This window comes from Nocardioides marmoriginsengisoli (assembly GCF_003725695.1).
GTDB lineage: Bacteria > Actinomycetota > Actinomycetes > Propionibacteriales > Nocardioidaceae > Marmoricola > Marmoricola marmoriginsengisoli.
The window spans coordinates 1-22,128 of the sequence record NZ_RJSE01000003.1 but is presented as its reverse complement, the minus strand read 5'-3'; the positions used below and the strand labels follow the sequence as shown (position 1 = coordinate 22,128).

Sequence of the window (22,128 nt, the reverse complement as noted above, 5' to 3'; positions counted from 1 at the left end):
AGAGAGTTGCATCCGCATGCCTGAAACCACCGACCCGTTGAGCCTGGACGGCCGCGTCGCCGTCGTCACCGGAGCCGGAGCCGGCCTCGGTCGCGCCGAGGCGGTCGCGCTCGCGAAGGCCGGGGCGGCGGTCGTCCTCAACGACCTGCCCGGCGCCGGCGACGAGGCGGCCGACGAGATCAGGAGCCTCGGCGGCACCGCCGTCGTGGTCGCCGGTGACGTGGGGGAGCGGTCCACCGCAGACGCCATGATCGAGGCAGCGATCGGTCTGGGCGGGCTCGACGTCGTGGTGAACAACGCCGGCGTCACCCGGGACAAGATGCTCTTCAACATGACCGACGAGGACTTCGACCTGGTCACCAAGATCCACCTGCGCGGTCACTTCCTGCTCTCCCGCAACGCCGCGGCGTACTGGCGGGCGAAGCACAAGGAGACCGGCGAGCAGGTCTACGGCAGCGTGATCAACACCGCGTCCGAGGCTTCGCTGAGCGGCTCCCCGGGGCAGGCGAACTACGCCGCCGCCAAGGCCGGGATCACCGCGCTGACGCTCTCCACCGCGCGCGGCCTGGGCCGGATGGGCATCCGGGCGAACGCGATCGCACCGCGGGCCCGGACCGCGATGACCGCGGCGGTCTTCGGCGAGGACCAGTCCGGGAAGGCGATCGACCCGTACTCCGCCGAGCACGTCGCCCCGCTGGTGGCCTACCTGGCCTCGCCGGCGGCCGAGCGCATCACCGGCCAGGTCTTCGTCGTGTACGGCGGCATGGTCGCCCTGATCGGCGCCCCGGTCGTCGAGCAGCGCTTCGACACCACCGGCGACGTCTTCGACCTCGCCGAGCTCGACAAGACCGTCGGTGGCTTCTTCGCCGACCGCGACCCCTCCTCGGGGTTCGCGGCCGACTCCGTCATGCAGCTCCAGGTCTGAGCAACCCACCCCCACCCAGAAGGAACCCCAGCATGAGCAACAGACTCGCCGGAAAGGTCGCCATCGTCACCGGCGGCGCACAGGGCCAGGGCGCCGCGATCGCCCGGCACTTCGTCGCCGAGGGCGCCAAGGTGGTCATCGCGGACGTCGCCGACGAGTTCGGCCAGGCGCTGGCCGACGAGCTCGGCGCGGACGCGCACTTCGCCCACCACGACGTCAGCGACGAGGACTCCTGGACCGCGCTGGTCGAGTCGACCAACGAGCGCTTCGGGCCGGTGAACGTGCTGGCCAACAACGCCGGGATCCTGCGGTTCGCCGACATCGAGAAGATGACCAAGGAGGAGTACCTGCTCCTCGTCAACGTGAACCAGCTCGGCACCTTCCTGGGCATGAAGGCCGTCGCCCGGACGATGCGGAAGAACGGCGGCGGCTCGATCATCAACGCCTCCTCGGTCGAGGGCCTCGCCGGGATGGCGTCGCTGACCGGCTACGTGGCCACCAAGTGGGCCATCCGGGGCATGACCAAGGCAGCGGCGATGGAGCTCGGCCCCAAGGGGATCCGGGTCAACTCGATCCACCCCGGGATGATCGACACCCCGATGACTCGCCCGCACGGCGGCGACGCGGCGATGGAGTTCGGCGCCTCCCGGGTGCCGCTGCGCCGGGTCGGCTACCCCGAGGACATCGCGCCGCTCTACGTGTTCCTGGCGAGCGACGAGTCCGGGTACATCAACGGGGCCGAGATCGCGATCGACGGCGGTGTGACCGCCACCCACGCGTTCGGGGGGTAGTCACGTCTGCGGGTCCGTCGAGACGCGGTGCCGTGCGCGGGAACTACCGCAGGACGAGCCGGACGGCCGTCTCGATGTGGTCGGCGACCTCTTCGGCGGTCGCGCGGCCGGTGACCCAGGAGACCAGCGCGGAGAGCCAGACGTCGCTGATCACCCGGGCGACGGCGACCTCCTCGTCGGAAGGCTGCTCGCCCTCGACGTACGCGTCGCCCTTGATCGCCCGGTTCAGCATCGTGGTCAGCTGCATGCCGACGACGTGGATCTCGGTCGCGACCGAGGCGTCGGCGAACATGAAGGCCCGGGTCAGCGCCTCGGTCAGGTTGGCGTCGCCCTGCATGCCGCGGGTCGCCCGGCGGAGCACGTAGATGACCCGCTCGGACGGGGTCTCGCCGGGGACGGGCTTGCGGCTGACCATCGACTGGGTGTCTTCGAACTGGCGTGCGAGCGCCGAGACGAGAAGATGGATCTTGGACGGGAAGTAGCGGTAGAGGGTGCCGAGGGCGACGTCGGCCTGCTCGGCGACCGCGCGCATCTGGACGGCGTCGAAGCCGCCCTTGGATGCCAGCGCGATGGTGGCGTCGAGGATCCGACGTCGGCGGTCACGCTGGGCAGCGGAGCCGAGATCGTCGTACGTCAACGAGTTCGTGGTGGTCAAGATGCCTGTCCCCTCGTGGTCGCCCAGGCTGTTCGTGAGCGGAGTTGTGCCGACCCTGCAGAATTGCCCGCGAGACCGTGATTCCAAGGCTAGCAGCGGGATCGGTCATAATAGAAACACGTTGCAGTTCCGATACATGGAAAAAACAGCCTGGGTCCGCCTGGGAAAACTGGGAAGGGCGGGCCTTTGCGCATCGCACTCGTGTCCTACCGCAGCAAGCCACATTGCGGGGGACAGGGCGTTTACGTCCGTCACTTGAGCCGTGAGCTCGTCGAGCTCGGCCACACCGTCGAGGTGTTCTCGGGTCAGCCGTACCCGGAGCTGGACGAGGGTGTCGCCCTGACCAAGGTCCCGAGCCTGGACCTCTACCGGGAACCGGATCCGTTCCGGATGGTCTGGCCGTGGGAGTTCCGCGACCTGATCGACGCCCAGGAGTTCGCCATCATGTGCACCGCCGGCTTCCCGGAGCCGCGGACCTTCGGCAAGCGCGTGCTCAAGGCGCTGCGCGGCCGCAAGGACGACTTCGACATCGTGCACGACAACCAGGTGCTGGCCCACGGCGTGATGGACATCGAGAAGGAGCTCGACATCCCGGTCCTCACCACCGTGCACCACCCGATCACGTTCGACCGCCGGGTCGACATCGCCGCCGCGCCGCTGCGCAAGAAGCTCAGCCTGCGTCGCTGGTACGGCTTCCTGAAGATGCAGGGCGCCGTCGTACGGCGTGCGCGCTGGATCCTGCTGCCGTCGGAGTCCTCGAAGGTCGACGCGGCCAAGGACTTCGCCGCGGACATCGAGAAGATGCAGGTCATCCCGCTCGGTGTCGACGACTGCTTCGTGCCGCCGACCAAGCCGCGGGTTCCCGGACGACTGGTCGCGATGGCCAGCGCGGACGCCCCGATGAAGGGCATCGCTACCCTGCTGGAGGCGTTCGCCAAGCTGCGCACCGAGCGCGACCTCGAGCTGCTGCTCGTGACCAAGCCGACCCCGGGCGGCCGCACCGAGAAGCTGATCGAGGAGCTCGGTATCGGCGAGCACATCCGGTTCGTCAACGGGATCAGCGACACCGAGCTGGTCGAGGTGATGGGCTCCGCCGAGATCGCCGTCGTCCCGTCGCTCTACGAGGGCTTCTCGCTGCCGACCGCCGAGCTGATGGCCTGCGAGACCCCGCTGGTGGTCAGCCGCACCGGCGCGATCCCGGAGGTCGTCGGTCCCGACGGTCTCTGCGCCGAGCTGGTCACCCCCGGCGACGTCGGTGAGCTGGCGTCCACGCTGGCGGACCTGCTCGACGACCCGGAGCGGCGCGACCGCCTCGGCAAGGCGGGTCGGGTGCGCGCCCAGGAGCTGTTCAGCTGGACCGCGGTCGCCAAGAAGACGGCGGCGGCGTACGAGCACGTGCTCGCCGACTACGCGCTCCACCCGACCTCCACGCACAAACGCGTCAAGAAGATCAAGAAGTAAGGAACGACTGATGCTGACTGTTGACTTCGACCGGCTGGGTCTGAAGCCCGGTGACCGGGTCATCGACATGGGCTGCGGCGCCGGGCGGCACGCGTTCGAGATGTACCGCCGCGGCGCTGACGTCGTCGCCTTCGACCAGGACGCCGACGAGCTGGCGAACGTGCTGGAGCTCTTCGGCGCGATGAAGGAGGCCGGCGAGGTGCCGGCCGGCGCGGCCGCCGACATCAAGGAGGGCACCGCGCTGGCGCTGCCGTTCGCGGACGGCGAGTTCGACCGGGTGGTCTGCTCCGAGGTGCTCGAGCACATCCACGACGACATGACCGCGATCACCGAGCTGATCCGGGTGCTGCGCCCCGGCGGCACGATGGCGATCACGGTGCCGCGGTGGCTGCCCGAGGTGATCAACTGGCGGCTGTCGCCCGAGTACCACAACGCCGAGGGCGGGCACATCCGGATCTACACCGACCACGAGCTGGTCGACAAGGTCACCAAGGGTGGTCGGATGAACGACGGCACCCCGGGCACCACGATGATCTTCGAGGGCAAGGACCACGCCCACGGCCTGCACGCGCCGTACTGGTGGATCAAGTCCGCAGTGGGTGTCGAGAACAACGACCACCCGCTGGTGAAGGCGTACCACCAGGTGCTGGTCTGGGACATCATGAAGACCCCGCGGTACTCGACCGTGACCCGGCTGGCGGAGCGGGCGCTGAACCCGCTGATCGGCAAGAGCATGGTGCTCTACTTCCGGAAGCCGGAGTGACCTTGCCCGACAGCAAGCGCACCTGGCGGATCCCCGCCGTCGAGGGTGTCCTGACGTCGCAGCAGGTGGCCGACACGGCCGCCTCGATCGCGGCGATGCAGGAACCGACCGGCGCGGTGCCTTGGGCCCCGGGCGAGAAGACCGACGTCTGGAACCACGTCGAGGGTGCGATGGCGCTCCTGGTCGGCGGCGAGGTGGAGGCTGCTGAGCGCGCCTACGCGTGGTGCGCCCGGACCCAGCGCGCCGACGGCTCCTGGCCGATGGAGATCGTCGTCGACGAGATCAAGGACGCCTCCGGCGAGACCAACATGTCGGCGTACCTGGCCGTCGGGGTCTGGCACCACTGGCTGCTCCGCGGCGACCGGGCCTTCGTCAACCGGATGTGGCCGGTCGTACGGCGTGCGCTGGACTTCGTGGTCGGGATGCAGCTGCCCTGGGGCGGCATCGCCTGGTCGCAGGAGTGGAACGCCGAGGGCCCGGCGAAGGTCAACGAGGACGGCCTGCTGGCGGGGTCCTCGAGCATCTACCAGGCGCTGCGGGCCGGGGTGGCGCTCAGCGAGCTCGTCGGCGACCCCCAGCTGGACTGGGAGCTGGCCGGCGGCCGGCTCGGGCACGCGCTGCGGCACCACCGCGACCTGTTCCTGGACAAGTCCGAGTTCTCGATGGACTGGTACTACCCGGTCCTCGGCGGCGCGGTCCGCGGCAACGCCGCCGTCGAGCTGCTGGAGAGCGAGTGGGACACCTTCGTGATCCCCGGCAAGGGCATCAAGTGCGTCGTCCAGAACAATTGGGTCACCGGTGCGGAGACCTGCGAGCTGGTGATGTCGTTGGACGCGATCGGCGACCACGAACGCGCGCTGGAGCAGTTCGCGAACATGCAGCACCTGCGTGAGGACGATGGCCGGTACTGGACCGGCTGGGTCTTCCCGGAGGACGTGAACTGGCCGGACGAGCAGACCACCTACACCGCGGCGGCGGTGATCCTGGCGGCGGACGAGCTGTCCCGGACCACGCCCGGCTCGGGGATCATGCGCGGCGACACGCTGGCCCCGCACTTCGAGGAGATCGCGCTCGAGTGCGGCTGCCGGACGGCCGACCGGGCCGCTATCCGACGCTAGCGCCGGGCTCGCCGGAGGTCCGGGTCAGGACCCGCATCGACCCGACGGTCTCGCGGGGGGTGAACGCCCCGCCGGCGACCGCTCGCTGCCAGACGTGGAACGGGGCCTGGCCGCCGTCCTCGGGGCGCTCGAAGACGTCGTGGATCACCAGGACGCCGCCGGGCTGGACCCAGCGCGCGAAGCCGGAGTAGTCGGCCTGGGCGGGCTCCTCGGAGTGGCCGCCGTCGATGAAGAGCAGGGCGACCGGGGTCCGCCAGTAGCGGGCGACGGTGGGGGAGTCGCCGACGACGGCGACGACGCGGTGCTCCAGCCCCGACCGCTGCACCGTACGGCGGAAGGTCGGCAGCGTGTCCATCAGCCCGATCTCCGGGTCGACCACGGTCGGGTCATGGTGCTCCCAGCCGGCCTGGTTCTCCTCCGAGCCGCGGTGGTGGTCGAGGGTGAAGACGGTGCTGTCGACGGCCTCGGCGGCCGCGCCCAGGTAGATCGCCGACTTCCCGCAGTAGGTGCCGATCTCCAGCGCCGGCCCGGCACCCAGGTGGGCGACGGCGGTGCGGTGCAGCAGCTCGCCCTCGTCGGTCGGCATGAAGCCCTTGGCGGCCAGGGCGTGCTCCAGCAGGACGGGATCGATGTCACTCACGCGCCGAACCCTATCCGGGCCTGATCCATGGCAGAATAGGAACCTGTTCTAGTTTGCTAAGACCGGAGTTGAGACATGCCCATCGGTATCAGTGACGAGCACACCGAGCTCGCGGCGTCGGTCCGCAAGTGGGCCGAGAGCCAGGGCTCGATCGCCGCGATCCGGGCTGCCGAGACCGACTCGGAGGCGCTGGCGCCCTGGGGTGCGCTCGCCGCCGAGCTGGGGCTCTCCGCGATCGCGCTGCCCGAGTCCGCGGGCGGTGGCGGCGGCACGCTGCTCGACCAGGCCGTCGCGATCGAGGCCGCCGGCTACGCCCTGGTGCCCGGCCCGCTGCTGACCACCGCGGTCGCCGGCCTGATGTACGACGACGCCGAGCTGCGCGCCGGGATCGCCGACGGCTCGATCACCGTCGGACTCGGCACCAGCGCGCTCGCGGTCGTCGAGGCCGGCCGTGCGACGCACCTCTCGGTCCCGGTCGCCGCCGGCCACGTCGCCGTACCGGTCGACCAGGCCGAGGTCCGTCCGGGCGCGTCGGTCGACCTGTCCCGCGGCGTCGGCGAGGTCGTCCTCGGTGACGTGCCCAACACCGACCTGCCGACCTACCCGAAGTCCGGCGCCCCGCTGGAGCTGATCGTGCTCGCCGCCGCCGAGGCGTCCGGCATCGCCCGCTGGTGCCTCGACACCGCGGTCGAGTACGCGAAGGTGCGCGAGCAGTTCGGTCAGAAGATCGGTGCCTTCCAGGCGGTCAAGCACCTCTGCGCCGAGATGCTGGAGATCAGCGAGAGCGTGACGGCGGCGGCCTGGGACGCGGCCGAGGCGGCCGAGCACGGCGAGGAGCAGGCACTGTTCGCGGCCGGCGTCGCTGCGACGATCTGCTTCGACGGCGCCGTCGAGGTGGCGAAGTCCTGCATTCAGGTCCTCGGCGGGATCGGCTTCACCTACGAGCACGACGCGCACTTCTACCTGCGCCGCGCGATCGCGCTGCGCGCCCTGGTCGGCGACACCGGCGAGGCCGCCGCCGCGCTCAGCGCGTGCGCCCGGACCGGTGTCCGGCGCTCGGGCGAGATCGACTTCGGCGGACTCGACGAGCAGTTCCGCGCCGACGCCCGCGCCGAAGCGCAGCGGATCGCCGGTCTGGCCGACGACGACCGTCGTGCCGCCCTTGCCGCGAACGGCTACCTGGCACCGCACTGGCCCGCGCCGTACGGGCTCGGTGCCGGCCCGGTCCAGCAGCTGGTGATCGACCAGGAGCTGCAGTCCGCGGACGTCGAGCGTCCGGACCTGGTGATCGGTGCCTGGGCGGCGCCGACGATCCTCGAGGGCGGCACCGACGAGCAGCGCGAGCGGTTCATCGGCCCGACGCTGACCGGGGAGATCACCTGGTGCCAGCTGTTCAGCGAGCCCGGTGCCGGGTCGGACCTGGCGTCGCTGCGGATGAAGGCCGAGCGTACCGACGGCGGCTGGTTGCTGACCGGCCAGAAGGTCTGGAACTCGATCGCCGAGCGCGCCGACTGGGGCGTCTGCCTGGCCCGCACCGACGCCGACGCCAAGCCGCACGCCGGGATCAGCTACTTCGTGGTCGACATGAAGAGCGCCGGGATCGACATCCGCCCGCTGCGCGAGCTCACCGGTGAGGCCCTCTTCAACGAGGTGTTCTTCGACAACGTCTTCGTCCCCGACGACTGCGTCGTGGGGGAGATCAACAAGGGCTGGCGGCTCGCGGTGACCACCCTGGCCAACGAGCGGGTCGCGATGGCCGGGTCCAAGCTCGGCGACAGCGTCGAGCTCGCGATCACCCTGCTCGACGAGACCCGGAGCCCCGCTGCGCCGGAGAAGGTCGGCCGGGCGATCGCGCTGGCCCAGGTCGTCAAGCTCCTCGGCACCCGCTCGACGTTGCGCTCGATCGCCGGCCAGGGGCCGGGGGCGGAGTCCAGCGTCGCCAAGCTGGTGGGGGTCCGCAGTCGTCAGGATTCCGCCGAGCTGGCGATGGAGCTCCTCGGACCGGAGATGTTCACCCGCAGCGAGCGGGCGCTGGCCGCGAACGACCTCTTCCTGCGCAACCGCTGCCTCTCGATCGCGGGAGGAACGACGCAAATCTTGAGGAACGTGGCCGGTGAAAGGATCCTCGGCCTCCCCAGGGCCTAGGCGTCGACCAGCTGGTCGCGGGTCGCCGTACGGCGGTTCGCCCGGTGCCACTCCAGCCAGCGCTCGACCGAGCGGATCACCTGCTGGCTGCGGATCGAGGAGAACACCTCGAACGCGTGCTGGGTGCCGGGGAGTTCGAGGTAGGTGGTCATCCCGGTGGAGATCGCGCGCAGCTTCTCGACGAACGCGCGCGCCTGCCGGATCGAGACCAGCCCGTCGTGGACACCGTGCAGCACGAAGAAGTCGGGTGAGTCCGGGGTGACGTGGGTCAGCGGCGAGGCAAGCTCGAACGCCTCGAGCTGGGTCTTCGGGTCCTGCTTGAAGATCCGCTTCGCCAGGAACAGGTCGCGCATCTCAACGGCCGCCTTGTCGCCGGTGATGCCGGCCAGGTCGTAGACCCCGTAGAAGGGGACGCAGGCGGAGACCCGGGTGTCCGCAGCCTCGAAACCGGGCTGGTACTCCTTCACCTCCGGCGTCAGGGCGGCGAGCGAGGCGAGGTGCCCGCCGGCGCTCCCGCCGGTGATCACCAGGTACGACGGGTCGCCGCCGTACGAGGCGATGTTGTCGCGGGTCCACGCGATCGCCTTCTTGACGTCGACGATCTGCGCGGGGAACGGGTGCTTGGGCGCGAGCCGGTAGTTGATCGCGACGCAGACCCAGCCGCGGGCCGCCATCCGGTTCATCAGCAGCAGGCCCTGCTGCGACTTGTCGCCCATCGTCCAGCCGCCGCCGTGGACCTGGATGAGCACCGGGGCGTCGGTGAGGTCGACGCCTACGGGGCGGTAGATGTCGAGTCGTGCCCGGCTGCCGCCGTCGCGGTAGTTGATGTCGCGGATGACCTCCACGCCCGGCTTCATCATCGAGAACGGCCGGGCGAGGTCGCGCAGCGGCACCTTGAGGTCGGCGTCGGACGGTCGGTCGGGGATCTGCTCCAGGTAGTCGGCGCCGAGCGACTCGGTCAGCGCGGTCTCGGCGAGAGGCCCGGTCCGCCGGGCGCCGGTGATCAGGTAGCCGAACGCCGCCGCCGAGGCGCCGGCGAGCAGCACGGTGCTTTTCGACGCCTTGCCGCGCAGGACCGCCTGGGCGGTGTCCGCCGCGGTCAGGGCGAGCAGCTGCGGTGCGAGCTCACTGGTCGGCCAGCCCACGGCGAAGCCGAGCGCGGAGATGCGCCCGCTCAGCGGCTTGACGGCGTTGGCGGCGAGGAGGGCGGTGATGACCCGCCGGCGCTTGAAACCCATGCCAGGAGCCTACGCGAGCGAGCGAAGGCGCCCGAGCTTGCTCGAGGCGGTGCAGCGAGGAGCGTTGAGGAGCGAAGGGACGATCGCCGGGAGAACAAGAACACGTTCCAGTCGCGCCTATAGTTCCTGCATGGAACGTCTCAGTGGCCTGGACGCCAGCTTCCTCTACCTGGAGAGCTCGGCGCAGCTGATGCACGTCTGCGGGATCCTGCAGCTGGACCCGTCGACCATTCCCTCGGACTACTCGTTCGGGGCTTTCAAGGCGGACCTCGAGGCGCGAATCTCGACGATCCCGGACTTCCGGCGCAAGCTGAAGGAGGTCCCGCTGGAGATCGACCACCCGGTCTGGGTCGACGACGCGGACTTCGACATCAACCGGCACGTGCACCGGCTCGCCGTACCGTCCCCGGGCGGTCCGGCCGAGCTCGCCAAGCTGTGCGGGCACATGGCCGGCATCCCGCTCGACCGCTCCCGGCCGCTCTGGGAGATGTACGTGATCGAGGGCCTCGACAACGGCCGGATCGCGATCTTCACCAAGATGCACCACGCGACCGTCGACGGGATCTCCGGGTCGAACCTGATCTCGTTCCTGTGCAGCCTCGAGCCCGGCGCCCCGTTGCTGGACCTGACCCCGCTCGGCGAGCGGTACGACGCCGCGCCGGGTGACTGGGAGCTCTTCGGTCGCGGCCTGCTGAACAACCTCGGCAAGCCCTGGCAGTTCGTCCGGCTGATGGCGCCGACCACGTCGGTGCTCACCAAGACGATCCGCCGGGCGCGCGAGGGTACGGCGATGGCGGCCCCGCTGACGGCCCCGCGGACGTCGTTCAACGGCAACATCACCGGCAAGCGCTCGGTCGGGTACGCCGACATCTCGCTGGAGAAGATCAAGGAGATCCGGCACGCGGTCGAGGGGGCGACGGTCAACGACGTCGTCCTGGCGATCAGCGGCGGTGCGCTGCGGCGCTACCTGGAGGAGCGCGGCGAGCTCCCCGAGACGTCGTTGCTGGCGAGCGTCCCGGTGTCGGTGCACGGCACCTCCACGAAGACCGGCGGCACGAACAAGGTCTCCTCGATGTTCACCAGGCTCGGGACCGACGTGGCCGATCCGGTCGAGCGGCTCCGCCAGCTCGCCGAGGCGAACGCGCACGCCAAGGACCACCACAAGGCGATCCCCGCCGACACCCTCCAGGAGTGGGCGGAGTTCGCCGCGCCCCGCACCTTCGGGCTCGCGGTCCGCGCGGTCGCGAAGCTCAAGCTCGCCGAGAAGGGCCCGGTGATCCACAACCTGGTGATCTCGAACGTCCCCGGCCCGCCGGTCCCGCTGTACTTCATGGGCGCGAAGATCGTCGGCTTCTACCCCCTCGGCCCGGTCTTCCACGGCGCCGGGCTGAACGTCACGGTGATGAGCGCCAACGGCCAGATGCACGTCGGCCTGATCGCCTGCCGCGAGGCGATGCCGGAGATCGCCTCCCTGGCGGCGCACTTCCCCGAGGAGCTGGACGCGCTGCACGCCGCGGTCCTGGGCTGACGGCGCGGGCGACCGCTCAGCTGGTGCGGGCCAGCATGCTCGCCCGGCGTCCCACCGTGGTGTCCAAGGCCTCCAGGAACGCCGGCACGAAGACCGCGGAGTCCAGCACGCAGCCGGCATGGCCGCACTCGGCCTCGTGCACGGTCGCGCCCGGGATCGTCGCGGCGATCACCCGCTGCCGCTCGGGGGAGAGCACCTTGTCCTTGGTCGTCACGACCACGGCGGTCGGGATGTCGATCGCCGACAGCCACGGCGTCGAGTGGTGCCGTCCGAGCGCCGCGACCGCCTGCGCCACCGCCCAGGAGGACGTGCTGCGCCACTCGGCGAGCGCCCACTGGTGGGTGTCGGTGGGGTCGAGGAGCACCTCGGTGGTCGCCTTGGCTGCGACGTTCACCGCCTTCGAGCGCGACAGCGTGCGCAGCGCGCCCATGCTGTACTCCATGGTCTGGTGGAAGAACCGCTCGCTGCCCGAGGTCCGGAAGTGGTCGGTGGTGGCGGCGAGCACCAGGCCGCCGAACTGGCGCGGGTGCTGGCGCCAGCAGCGCTGGGCGACGATCGAGCCCATCGAGTAGCCGGCGACGATCGGCGCGTCCAGCCCGAGCAGGTTCGAGACCGCGGCGACATCGTCGGCGCAGTCGCGGATCGAGAAGTGCTCCGACATGATCCCGCGGCCGTGCCAGCGCTGGTCGAAGATCACCACCCGGTACTTACGGGACAATTCGGTGATGACCGGGAACCAGGTCAGCATCCCGGTGCAGCCGACCGCGTGCAGCAGGATGATCGCCGGCGCGTCCTCGGTCGGCCCGGGAACGTCGGTGAGCCAGGTGCGGCCCCGTCCGGGCAGGTCCAGCCAGCGGCCCTTCGGGATGACGACCTCGGGGACGTCGACCATCTCGCGCAGCAGGGTGGGCAGGCTGGGCAACGGCACGGACGGCTCCTCGATCTCGGCACCTGAAAGCGCCGGGTCAACTGCTCCTAGAAACGTGTTGCTCACGCTAGACTAGAACTTGTTCCAATTTTGGTAGCCGGAGAATGTTCTTGCGAAGGGAGCACCTGTGTCCGAGGTGCGTGAAGAGATCCGCTCAGTCGTCACCGACGTCCTGGACAAGGGCGGCGCCACCTGGGCCGCTTGCGCCGAGGCCGGCCTGCTCGGCCTGGCGGCGCCCGAGGAGCACGGCGGCGAGGGCCTCGGGCTCGGCGAGGTCGCCGTGCTGCTGCACGAGGTCGGCGCCCGCGCCCTGGACCTCCCGGTCTGGGAGACCCTGGCCTGCGGGCTGCTCACGATCGCTTCCGCCGGTACGCCGGACCAGGCGGCGAGCGTGATCCCGCGGATCGTCGCCGGCGAGCTGCTGATCGCGCCCGCGCTGAACGAGCCCGGCAACCCGCTGCCGACCGCGCCCGGCACCACCCTGCGCGACGGCAAGGTCTCCGGCCACAAGATCGACGTCTCGGTGCTCGACGGCAGCACCCTGCTGATGGTCTCGACCGACGGCGGCGTCGTCCTGGTCGACCCCGAGGGGCCCGGCGTCACCGCGACCGCGAACTACTCCAGCCGCAGCATCCCGGTCGGCACCGTCCGCGGTATCCAGACCGGTTACCTCTTCGACGAGGCTCCCGCCGTCGAGGTGCTGCCCGAGGCCGCCGCGAAGGTTCTCCGCGAGCACGCCACCGCCGGCCTGCTGCTCCTCGGTGACGGCCTGGTCGCCGGAGCGCTCGCGCTCACCGCCGGCTACATCAAGGAGCGGGTCCAGTTCGGTCGCAAGCTCGCCGAGTTCCAGGCGGTCGCGGTCCAGATCGCCGACGTGTTCGTGGTCGCGCGGATGGCCTCGCTCGCCGCCGACGCCGCCGCCTGGCGCGTCGCCGAGGGTCTCCCGGCCGCCGAGGACCTGGCCGTCGGCGCGGCCTGGTTCACCGACCGGGTGCCGACGGCGCTGCAGACCTGCCACCACCTGCACGGCGGCATGGGGGTCGACGAGACCTACCCGCTGCACTTCTACTTCTCCCGGGTCAAGGACATCGCCCGGCACCTCGGCGGCAAGGCGGCCACCCTGGCCCAGGTCGCCATCGACGACGGCGAGGGCAAGAACCTCGAGCTCACCGAGTCCCAGCGTGCCTTCAAGGACGAGGTCCGGGCGTACTTCTCGACGCTGGTCAGCGACGAGGACAAGCTGGAGATGATGGAGAACCGGCACGGGCCGGCGTACCACCGGAACATCAAGCAGATGGGCTCCGACGGCTGGATGGGCGTCGGCTGGCCCACCCAGTACGGCGGCAAGGGCCTCGGTGAGGTCGAGCAGCAGATCTTCGCCAACGAGGCGTCGTACGGCGACATCCACCTGCCGTCGGTGACGCTGCAGACGGTCGGCCCGACCCTTCAGGCGTTCGGGACCGAGAAGCAGAAGGATCTGTTCCTCAACAAGATCCTGGCCGGCGACGTGCACTTCGCGATCGGGTACTCCGAGGCGGACGCCGGCACCGACCTGGCCTCGCTGCGCTGCGCGGCCAAGAAGGACCCGGCCACCGGTGACTGGATCGTCAACGGCCAGAAGATGTGGACCACCGGCGGGCACGCCGCGGACTACCTCTGGCTCGCGGTCCGGACCGACCCGGACGCGCCGAAGCACAAGGGCATCTCGGTGCTGATCGTGGACACCAAGGACCCCGGGTACTCCTGGACGCCGATCATCACCTGCGACGGCTCGCACCACGTGAACGCGACGTACTACAACGACGTCCGAGTCCCCGCGGACATGCTCGTCGGCGAGGAGAACGAGGGCTGGCGGCTGATCACCACCCAGCTCAACCACGAGCGCATCATGCTCGGCCCGGCCGGCCGGCTCGAGGGCCTCCGCGACGAGGTGATCGCCTGGGCGAAGGACCGCAAGGCGCCGGACGGGACGCCGTTGCTGGAGGTGCCCGCGGTGCGCGACACCCTGGCCCGGGTGACCGTCTCGTTCCGGGTCAACGAGCTGCTGAACTGGCAGGTCGCCGGCGGCGGGCACGCCGACCCCAAGCAGGCGGTCGCCGACGCGTCGTCGAGCAAGGTCTTCGCCTCCGACGAGGTCCAGGTGCTGGGTCTGGCGCTGGAGGAGATCGTCTCGGCGTACGGGGATCCCGCGGACCCGGACACGGCGACGCTGCTGCACTCGCTGGACGCGACGTCCAAGCGCAACCTGGTGCTCACCTTCGGCGGTGGCGTCAACGAGGTGCAGCGCGAGCTGATCGCGATGTTCGGTCTGGGCCTGCCGAAGGTGCCGCGATGAGCACGGCGGAGTGGACCCACGACGACATCATGGCCGCGGTCGAGGAGATCAAGGCGCTCGGCGAGTCCGAGCCCAAGCCGGCCCGGGACCCGATCAACCAGCCGATGATCAACAACTGGCTGGAGGCGATCGGCGAGACCGACCCGCGGTACACCTCGGGCGAGGCGCCGCCGGCGATGGCGCAGGTCTGGACGATGGACGGCCTGGACCACACCAAGCGGGCCGCGGCGCCGCTGCACCGGACCATGCAGATCTTCGACGAGGCCGGGTTCAAGTCCGTCCTCGGCACGAACTGCGACCAGGTCTACCTGCGGCCGGTCGAGGTCGGCGAGCACGTCACGCTGAGCGCGCGGCTCGACTCGGTCGTCGGCCCCAAGGTCACCGGCGTCGGCGAGGGCTACTTCGTCACCACCGAGAACACCTGGCGGGTCGGCGACGAGGTGGTCGCGACCATGTCCTTCCGGGTGCTCAAGTTCAAGCCGGGCGCGCGCAAGCCCGCGGTCGACAAGACCAGGCTGGTCCGCCCGCAGATGAATCAGGACACCGCGTACTTCTGGGAGGGCACCGCGCTCGGCGAGCTCCGGATCCAGAAGTGCAACGCCTGCGGCGAGCTCCGGCACCCGCCCGGGCCGATGTGCCCGACCTGCCACGCGGCAGACCGCGGTTACGTCGTGGCCAGCGGCAAGGGGACGGTGTTCTCCTTCTTGGTCCACCACGCCCCGCAGCTGCCGGGCAAGGAACTGCCGATCACGCTCGCGCTGATCGAGCTCGAGGAAGGACTCCGGATGGTCGGCGAGGTGCAAGGCGGTCGCGAGAGCATCGCGATCGGTTCCCCGGTGCAGGTCGCGTTCGAGAAGATCGACGACGACCTCACCCTGGCGCAGTGGGCGGTAGTGGAATGAGCACGGCAACCGGTACGACGCTCCCCGCCTGGGAGCTCCCGCTCACCCCGACGCTGATCGTCTCCACCGCGATCGCCACCCGGGACTTCCAGGACGTCCACCACGACCGCGACCTCGCCCAGGGGCACGGCTCGAAGGACATCTTCATGAACATCCTGACCACCACCGGCCTGGTCCAGCGGTACGTCGGCGAGTGGGCCCGGGACGCGATCGGGCCGGACTTCCGGATCGCCGGCTGCGCGCTGCGCCTGGGTGCGCCGGCGTACCCGGGGGACACGCTGACGTTCTCCGGCTCGGTCACCGAGTCCGGCGAGCTGACCGTGATCGACGTGGTCGGCGCCGTCTCGCTCGGCAACCACGTCAACGCGCAGGTCACGGTGGTGGCCCGATGAGCGAACGCACCCTCAGCGGCAAGGCCGCGATCGCCGGCATCGGCGCGACGGAGTTCTCCAAGGCGTCCGGCCGCACCGAGCTGCAGCTCTCCTGCGAGGCCGTCCTGGACGCACTGGCGGACTGCGGGCTCTCGACGAAGGACGTCGACGGCCTGGTCACCTTCACGATGGACAACTCCTCCGAGATCGCCGTCGCCCGCGAGCTCGGGATGGGCGACCTGCGGTTCTTCAGCCGGATCAACTACGGCGGCGGCGCCGCCTGCGGCACCGTCCAGCAGGCCGCCCTCGCGGTCGCGACCGGGGTCGCCGACGTCGTGGTCTGCTACCGCGGTTTCAACGAGCGCTCCGGGGACCGGTTCGGCCAGGTCTCCCAGTGGGCTGCGGCCCAGGTCAACACCAACGGCCTCGACAACGCGTTCACCTACCCCTACGGCCTGTCCACTCCGGCGGCCACGGTCGCGATGCAGGCGCAGCGCTACATGCACGAGTACGGCGCGGTCTCGGCCGACTTCGGCGCGGTGGCGGTCGCGGACCGCAAGCACGCGGCGACCAACCCGAAGGCCTTCTTCCACGGCAAGCCGATCACGATCGAGGAGCACCAGGCGTCGCGGATGATCGCGGCGCCGCTGCACCTGCTCGACTGCTGCCAGGAGAGCGACGGCGCGGTGGCGATCGTGGTGACCACGCCGGAGCGGGCCGCCGACCTCAAGCAGAAGCCGGCGATCATCGCAGCGGCAGCCCAGGGGAGCGCCCCGGACCAGTACGTGATGACCTCCTACTACCGCGACGACATCGGCATCCCGGAGATCGGCGTGGTGGGCCGCGAGCTCTGGCGGCAGTCGGGGCTCGGCCCGGCTGACATGGCGATGGCGGTGCTCTACGACCACTTCACGCCGTACGTGCTGATGCAGCTGGAGGAGCTCGGCTTCTGCGGTCGCGGCGAGGCGAAGGACTTCGTCAAGGACGGTGCCATCGAGCTCGGTGGCCGGCTGCCGCTCAACACCCACGGCGGTCAGCTCGGCGAGGCGTACATCCACGGGATGAACGGCATCGCCGAGGGCGTCCGGCAGATCCGCGGCACCTCGGTCAATCCGGTTCCGGACGTGCAGAACGTGCTGGTCACGGCCGGCACGGGCGTTCCCACCAGCGGGCTGATCCTCAGCGTCTGACACTCAGCGTCCGGTGTCGCCGCGCCAGGTGGCGAGCCGCCCGCTGCGGTGCACCGCCCGGATCCGGCGCTCGGCGGAGTGGCGCTGCTCCGGGGTGGTGAAGAGCACCAGCACGTCGTGCGTCTGCAGCTGGGTGGTCGCCTTCAGCGCGCTGGTGGCGCCGTCGCGTTGGAGCAGTCCGAGCGTGGACCCGGCCGGCAGCCGGAGCTCGGCGACGTGCACGCCGTGCAGTGCCGAGCCCGGGTTGACCCGCACCTGGAGCAGGTCGGCGCCGAGCTTGTAGAGCGATCCCACGCCGACGTCGAGCTCCAGGGCGGGCACGTTCGGCGGTGGTGCGGGCGACCGGGCGAAGAGCCGGGCCGGGATCAGCCGGGAGAAGAAGCCGGGCCACGAGGCCGCGATCGGGCCGACGACGGCGAGCAGGAGCACGTACCCGGCGGCGAACGCGCCGATCCGGGGATCCAGGCCGGCGCCGACCGCGAGGGTCGCGAGGATCAGCGAGAACTCGCCGCGGGTCAGCACCGTGAAGCCGATGTTGGCGGCCTGCACCCGGCTGAACGAGTGCAGCCGGGCCGCGATCACCCCGGCCACCGTGGCCAGCACGGTGGTCATCGCCGCGGCGATCACGATCTGCGGGGCGACCGCGAGGACGTCGCCGGGCACGATGGTCAGGCCGACGTGGAAGAAGAAGATCGCTCCGAAGGCGTCCCGCAACGGGTGGGTCAGGTCGCGGAGCCGGCTGGCCCGGGCGGTGGCGCCCAGGATCAGCCCGACCATGAACGCGCCGATCGCGTCGGACACACCCACGAGCTCGGCCGCGCCCGCGGTGATGATCGCCAGCCCGACGAAGACGACGACCACGACCTCCTCGTCGGCGGAGGCGAGCAGCTTGCCGACGTGCTTGGCGCCGTACCGGGCGATCAGGAAGAGCGACATCAGGAAAGCGAACGCGACCGCGATCCCGAGCACCGCCTCTCGAGGACCGGCGGCCTTGCTGAGCACCGGCTGCAGCAGCGCGAGGTAGAAGGCCAGGAAGACGTCCTCGAGGACCGCGATGCCCAGGATCGTCTTGGTCTCCGGGTTGCCCAGCCGCCGGTTCTCCACGAGCAGCTTGGTGACGATCGCGGTCGAGGAGATCCCGATGATCCCGGCGAGCACGAAGGCCTCGCTGACGCCCCAGCCGAGGCTGAAGCCGAGGACCAGCCCGCCCCCGACGTTCAGCACCAGGTACGCCGTCGCGGCGGTGAGCAGCCGGCGCCCGCCCGAGGTCAGGTCGTCCAGGGTGAACTCCAGGCCGAGGTAGAACAGCAGGAACACCAGCCCCAGCCGCGCGACCAGCTCGAGGTCGGCCGGGTTCCCGACCAGGACCGGGCCGCTGGTGTGCGGGCCGAAGACGATCCCGGCGGCCATGAACAGCGGGATGGTCGGCAGCCCGATGCGGGATCCCGCGCGCGCGACCAGCCCGCAGACCAGGAACGCGGCGCCCAGCGCGACCAGGGTCTCGGAGACGTGGTGGGTCATGCGGGACCGGCCAGACGCAGGTCGATCTCGTCGATCCGCAGCGACTGGGCGGTGACGCCCCAGATCACGCTCCGGGCGCTGACCTCGGCGACCACGTCGTCCAGGAGGGCGGCGGGGCAGTCCCGGACCTGGTCGACGGTGAGGTGGGCGAACGCCTGGGCGGCAAGCTCCTCGGCGAGGGTGGCCGTGGTCACGTCGACGTCCGGCACCCGGGTGGCGTGCTCCGGGTCGGTGATCTGGAACGCGAGGGTCGCCAGCACGATGAGCTCGTCTCCGTCACGGGTCCGGGCGCGGACGACCAGCGGGACCTCCTGGGGCTCCCGCGGGAGCCGGGCGACCCGCAGGCGCAGGGCGAGGGCGGCGAAGGTGGAGCGCATGTCCTCAGCCTGACGCGAGCGCCGCCACCGAGGTATCGGGTCCTGCACCCATCTTCTAGGGCTCGATCAGCCCGACCCGGATCGCGTAGCGGGTGAGCTCGGTGCGGTCGCGCATGCCCAGCTTCGCGAGCACGTTCTGCCGGTGGCTCTCGACCGTCTTGGGGCTGATCGTCAGCAACCGGGCGATCTCGCGGGACGAGTGGCCCTCGGCGATCAGCTTCACGATCTCGTCCTCGCGGGGCGTGAGCACCGCCCGCGGCATCCGCTCGCCGCGATCGAGGCGCTCCAGGTAGTCGCGCACCAGCGTGCTCTCCGCGCCCGGGTAGAGGAACGACTCGCCCCGCAGGGCCGCCCGGCACGCATCCACCAGGTCCCGGTCCGCGGCGGACTTGAGGACGTAGCCGGAGGCGCCGACCCGCAGCGACTCGAAGAAGTACTGCTCGTTGTCGTGCATCGAGAGCATCAGCAGCCGCGGGGCCGGCCGGTCGGCCGTCGCTCGCCGGGTGATCTCCCGGGCCGCCTGGAGGCCGGTGAGCCGCGGCATCGCCACGTCGAGGATCGCCAGGTCGATCTCGGTGTCCGCGACCCGGTCGAGCGCTTCCGCGCCGTCACCGGCCTCGGCGACGACGGTGAGGTCGGGCTGGGTCTCCAGGATCAGCCGGACCCCGCGGCGGACCAGGGCGTGGTCGTCGGCGAGCAGGATCCGCGCCGGCGTGCTCACGGGCGCCGCACCGGGACGTCGAGGGTGACCGTGGTGCCGCCGTCGCGGCGGGCCACCTCCAGGCGGCCGCCGACCAGCGCAGCGCGCTCGCGCATCCCGCGGATCCCGGTGCCGTTGGCACCCGGACCGATCCCGACGCCGTCGTCGGCCACGGTGAGCACCAGGTGGTCGCCGCGCTGGCTCAGCGAGATCGACACCGTGTCGGCGCGGGCGTGCCGGGCGACGTTGGTCAGCGCCTCCTGGGCGACCCGGAAGACCACCAGCTCGGTGGCCTCGTCGAGCTCGGGCAGCCCGGGGGCGATGCCCCGCTTCACGTGGGTGCTGCCGTGGCCGAACAGGTCGGTGGTCAGGGCCGCGAGGGCGCTGCGCAGACCCAGGTCCTCGAGCACGTGCGGGCGCAGCTGCCGGGCCACGCCCCGGACCTCGTCCAGGCTGGCCCGGACCCGTTCGCGGAGGTCGTCGTCGGGCGGGTCGCGCCGGCCCAGCTCGAGGAGCAGGGCGGTCAGCGACTGGCCGACGCCGTCGTGCAGCTCCTGGGCGATCCGGGCGCTCTCGGCCTCCTGGCCGGCGAGGCTGGCGAGGTCGCGCTCGCGGTTGCCGCTCTCGATCCGGGCGAGCAGGTCGTTGACCGCGACCGCCAGGGTCCGGCCGAGCCCGGAGACCGGTTCGCCGACGCGCTCGGCGCCGGCATCGCTCCGGACCGTCTCGACGTCGGCGACCAGCCGGTCGAGCGGCTGCAGCGCCCGTCGTACGAGCAGGGCGTTGGCGAGGATCAGCGTGCTCAGCCCGACGACCAGGACGACCACCTCCGAGACCAGCGGACGGCTGGAGACGGTGGCAGGGGAGAAGGCGAGCAGGGCCGTGCCCAGGGCGAAGAGCAGCCCGTTGGTCAGGACGACGCGGGCGACCAGCGAGGAGGTCCGGAGCCGCAGCATGACACCGACCCTAGGCTGTCCGCCCCAGCGGACACCCGATCAGGCGCGGGTGAGGACGCAGTCGGCGAGCACCGGCGCTCCGTCGCGCTCCTCGCGGGAGCTCGCGATCGTCGCCGACACCACGATGCCCGACGGCTCGTCCCAGGCCTGGACCCGGATGGTCTCGCCCGGGAACACCACGCCCGCGAACCGTGCGCTGAAGCTCCGGACCTGGGCCGCGTCGCCGCCGAGCAGGTCGTCGACCACCGTCCGCAGCACGATGCCGTAGGAGCAGAGCCCGTGCAGGATCGGCGCCGGGAAGCCGGCCGCCTGCGCGAACGCGGGGTCCGAGTGCAGCGGGTTCCGGTCGCCGCAGAGCCGGTAGAGCATCGCCTGCTGCGGCGTCACGTCGTACGTCGTGTCGGCGTCGGGCTTGCGCTCCGGGATCAGCACCGGCGTCGCGTCGCCGCGGTTGCCGCCCCAGCCGCCCTCGCCCTTGACGAAGATCGACGAGCGGACCGTCCAGAGCTCGGTGCCGTCGGGTGCCGTCGCGACCCCCTCCTGCCAGATCACCGCCGCCTTGCCCTTGTCCCAGACGTCGCTGATCACGGTGCGCAGCGTCGCCTCGCCGGAGGCCGGCAGGGGACCGTGGACGGTGATCTCCTGGGCGCCGTGGACGACCTGGGCCAGGTTGATGTCGCAGCCCGGGAGGTCGAGCGCCGGCGGGTCGGTCTCGTGGAACGACGGCGCGACGATGCCGAACGACGGCAGCACCTGCAGGTTCTCGTCGTCCAGGGTGTAGCGCAGCGCCTTCGGGTCCAGGTTGTCGCCGGGACGCGAGCCGGCGCCGACGCCCAGGTGGTAGAGCAGCACGTCGCTGCTGCTCCAGGTGAACGTGCGGCTGCCCAGGTCGGCCCCGATCGCGATGTCCGGGTTGATCGGCATGTCAGGCCCCTTCAGCAGCGGGTTCGGCGGCGATGTCCTGGGCCGCAAGGTACCCGAAGGTCATTGCGGGCCCGATGGTCGCTCCCGGCCCGGCGTACGTGTTCCCCATCACGGCCGAGGAGCAGTTGCCGGCGGCGTACAGGCCCGGGATCACCGAGCCGTCCGCGCGGAGCACCCGGGCGCGCTCGTCGGTGACCAGTCCGCCCTTGGTGCCGAGGTCGCCGGGCACGATCTTGACCGCGTAGAACGGACCCTGGTCGATGGTGTGCAGCGACGGGTTCGGCTTCACGGTCGGGTCGGAGTAGTACTTGTCGTACGCCGACTCGCCGCGTCCGAAGTCCTCGTCGACACCGCTCCGGGCGAAGCCGTTGAAGCGCTCGATGGTCTCGGTGAGCGCCTCGACCGGGACCTCGATGGCCTCGGCGAGCGCTGCCACCGAGGACGCCTTCTTGATCACGCCTTCCTTGAGCCAGCGGCCCGGGAACGGCTGGCGCGGGCCGAGCCCGGCGAAGAGGTACCGGTTGCGGTAGCGCTGGTCGATGATCATCCAGGACGGCACGTGGGTAACCCCGGTGGCCTCGCCCTTGTAGATCTCGTGGGTCGCCTCGACGTAGGGGAGCGCCTCGTTCATGTAGCGCTTGCCGGCCTGGTTCACGATGA

Annotated in this window: 21 protein-coding genes; 11 read left to right on the top strand and 10 right to left on the bottom strand. The window is 70.9% G+C overall.

The features are described 5' to 3' along the window. Positions 1-16 precede the first annotated feature (16 nt). Positions 17-925 carry a 3-oxoacyl-ACP reductase gene (locus EFK50_RS02085; protein ID WP_123225907.1) on the top strand — a complete coding sequence of 303 codons (909 nt, stop codon included), beginning with the start codon at positions 17-19 and terminating at the stop codon, positions 923-925. 32 nt (positions 926-957) lie between these two features. After that, positions 958-1,716 (top strand): glucose 1-dehydrogenase, encoded by a 759-nt coding sequence (locus EFK50_RS02080; protein WP_123225906.1) that lies wholly within the window; start codon positions 958-960, stop codon positions 1,714-1,716. Positions 1,717-1,759: 43 nt separating this feature from the next. Here the strand turns inward: EFK50_RS02080 and EFK50_RS02075 are convergent, their stop codons facing one another. Next, complete coding sequence (locus tag EFK50_RS02075; protein WP_123225905.1) at positions 1,760-2,371, bottom strand: TetR family transcriptional regulator; 612 nt, start codon at positions 2,369-2,371, stop codon at positions 1,760-1,762. A gap of 201 nt (positions 2,372-2,572) precedes the next feature. Here EFK50_RS02075 and EFK50_RS02070 point away from each other — a divergent pair, with 201 nt between their 5' ends. Genes EFK50_RS02070 through EFK50_RS02060 form a run of 3 tightly spaced genes read left to right on the top strand, consistent with a single transcriptional unit; the run spans position 2,573 to position 5,713 of the window. Further along, positions 2,573-3,832 carry a glycosyltransferase family 4 protein gene (locus EFK50_RS02070; RefSeq protein WP_281273987.1) on the top strand — a complete coding sequence of 420 codons (1,260 nt, stop codon included), beginning with the start codon at positions 2,573-2,575 and terminating at the stop codon, positions 3,830-3,832. A gap of 10 nt (positions 3,833-3,842) precedes the next feature. Continuing rightward, the gene (locus EFK50_RS02065) at positions 3,843-4,595 is read left to right on the top strand and encodes a class I SAM-dependent methyltransferase (protein WP_123225903.1); all 753 of its coding nucleotides are present in this window, start codon (positions 3,843-3,845) and stop codon (positions 4,593-4,595) included. Next, positions 4,592-5,713, top strand: coding sequence for a prenyltransferase (locus EFK50_RS02060; RefSeq protein WP_246003988.1), 1,122 nt, complete (start codon positions 4,592-4,594; stop codon positions 5,711-5,713). Before EFK50_RS02065 ends, EFK50_RS02060 begins: the two co-directional genes overlap by 4 nt. On the opposite strand, the gene EFK50_RS02055 is transcribed toward EFK50_RS02060, so the two are convergent. Next, positions 5,700-6,353 (bottom strand): class I SAM-dependent methyltransferase, encoded by a 654-nt coding sequence (locus EFK50_RS02055; protein WP_246003987.1) that lies wholly within the window; start codon positions 6,351-6,353, stop codon positions 5,700-5,702. The genes EFK50_RS02060 and EFK50_RS02055 overlap by 14 nt on opposite strands. A 75-nt stretch (positions 6,354-6,428) precedes the next feature. On the opposite strand from EFK50_RS02055, the gene EFK50_RS02050 reads away from it, so the two are divergent. Further along, positions 6,429-8,498, top strand: a complete 2,070-nt coding sequence (locus EFK50_RS02050; RefSeq protein ID WP_123225902.1) for an acyl-CoA dehydrogenase family protein — start codon at positions 6,429-6,431, stop codon at positions 8,496-8,498. Here EFK50_RS02050 and EFK50_RS02045 read toward each other — a convergent pair. Continuing rightward, entirely contained in the window at positions 8,495-9,736 is a 1,242-nt protein-coding gene (locus EFK50_RS02045; RefSeq protein ID WP_123225901.1) for an alpha/beta hydrolase, read from the bottom strand. The two genes, EFK50_RS02050 and EFK50_RS02045, sit on opposite strands and share 4 nt — an antisense overlap. A gap of 130 nt (positions 9,737-9,866) precedes the next feature. Here EFK50_RS02045 and EFK50_RS02040 point away from each other — a divergent pair, with 130 nt between their 5' ends. Continuing rightward, the gene (locus EFK50_RS02040) at positions 9,867-11,264 is read left to right on the top strand and encodes a WS/DGAT/MGAT family O-acyltransferase (protein ID WP_123225900.1); all 1,398 of its coding nucleotides are present in this window, start codon (positions 9,867-9,869) and stop codon (positions 11,262-11,264) included. A 16-nt stretch (positions 11,265-11,280) separates the two neighbouring features. Here EFK50_RS02040 and EFK50_RS02035 read toward each other — a convergent pair whose 3' ends face one another. After that, positions 11,281-12,192 (bottom strand): alpha/beta fold hydrolase, encoded by a 912-nt coding sequence (locus tag EFK50_RS02035; protein WP_246003986.1) that lies wholly within the window; start codon positions 12,190-12,192, stop codon positions 11,281-11,283. Positions 12,193-12,319: 127 nt separating this feature from the next. Between EFK50_RS02035 and EFK50_RS02030 the strand changes: the two genes are divergently transcribed. Genes EFK50_RS02030 through EFK50_RS02015 form a run of 4 tightly spaced genes read left to right on the top strand, consistent with a single transcriptional unit; the run spans position 12,320 to position 16,990 of the window. Beyond that, the gene (locus EFK50_RS02030) at positions 12,320-14,527 is read left to right on the top strand and encodes an acyl-CoA dehydrogenase family protein (protein WP_123225899.1); all 2,208 of its coding nucleotides are present in this window, start codon (positions 12,320-12,322) and stop codon (positions 14,525-14,527) included. Next, positions 14,524-15,429, top strand: a complete 906-nt coding sequence (locus EFK50_RS02025; protein ID WP_123225898.1) for a bifunctional MaoC family dehydratase N-terminal/OB-fold nucleic acid binding domain-containing protein — start codon at positions 14,524-14,526, stop codon at positions 15,427-15,429. The genes EFK50_RS02030 and EFK50_RS02025 overlap by 4 nt, the downstream gene beginning before the upstream one ends. Further along, positions 15,426-15,821, top strand: a complete 396-nt coding sequence (locus EFK50_RS02020) for a MaoC/PaaZ C-terminal domain-containing protein (RefSeq protein WP_123225897.1) — start codon at positions 15,426-15,428, stop codon at positions 15,819-15,821. The genes EFK50_RS02025 and EFK50_RS02020 overlap by 4 nt, the downstream gene beginning before the upstream one ends. Next, the gene (locus EFK50_RS02015) at positions 15,818-16,990 is read left to right on the top strand and encodes a lipid-transfer protein (RefSeq protein ID WP_123225896.1); all 1,173 of its coding nucleotides are present in this window, start codon (positions 15,818-15,820) and stop codon (positions 16,988-16,990) included. Before EFK50_RS02020 ends, EFK50_RS02015 begins: the two co-directional genes overlap by 4 nt. A 3-nt stretch (positions 16,991-16,993) precedes the next feature. Here EFK50_RS02015 and EFK50_RS02010 read toward each other — a convergent pair whose 3' ends face one another. The 6 genes from EFK50_RS02010 to EFK50_RS01985 all read right to left on the bottom strand — a co-directional run. Next, a complete protein-coding gene (locus tag EFK50_RS02010; RefSeq protein ID WP_183407655.1) occupies positions 16,994-18,511 on the bottom strand; it encodes a cation:proton antiporter in 1,518 nt (505 codons plus the stop codon). Beyond that, complete coding sequence (locus EFK50_RS02005) at positions 18,508-18,888, bottom strand: SPFH domain-containing protein (RefSeq protein ID WP_123225895.1); 381 nt, start codon at positions 18,886-18,888, stop codon at positions 18,508-18,510. The genes EFK50_RS02010 and EFK50_RS02005 overlap by 4 nt, the downstream gene beginning before the upstream one ends. 55 nt (positions 18,889-18,943) lie before the next feature. Beyond that, positions 18,944-19,609 (bottom strand): response regulator, encoded by a 666-nt coding sequence (locus tag EFK50_RS02000; RefSeq protein WP_123225894.1) that lies wholly within the window; start codon positions 19,607-19,609, stop codon positions 18,944-18,946. Beyond that, positions 19,606-20,544, bottom strand: a complete 939-nt coding sequence (locus EFK50_RS01995) for a sensor histidine kinase (protein WP_123225893.1) — start codon at positions 20,542-20,544, stop codon at positions 19,606-19,608. The genes EFK50_RS02000 and EFK50_RS01995 overlap by 4 nt, the downstream gene beginning before the upstream one ends. A 39-nt stretch (positions 20,545-20,583) precedes the next feature. Continuing rightward, positions 20,584-21,468 (bottom strand): MaoC/PaaZ C-terminal domain-containing protein, encoded by an 885-nt coding sequence (locus EFK50_RS01990; RefSeq protein ID WP_123225892.1) that lies wholly within the window; start codon positions 21,466-21,468, stop codon positions 20,584-20,586. Position 21,469: 1 nt separating this feature from the next. Continuing rightward, positions 21,470-22,128: FAD-binding protein (locus EFK50_RS01985; protein ID WP_123225891.1), on the bottom strand; the 659-nt coding region annotated here is incomplete at its 5' end.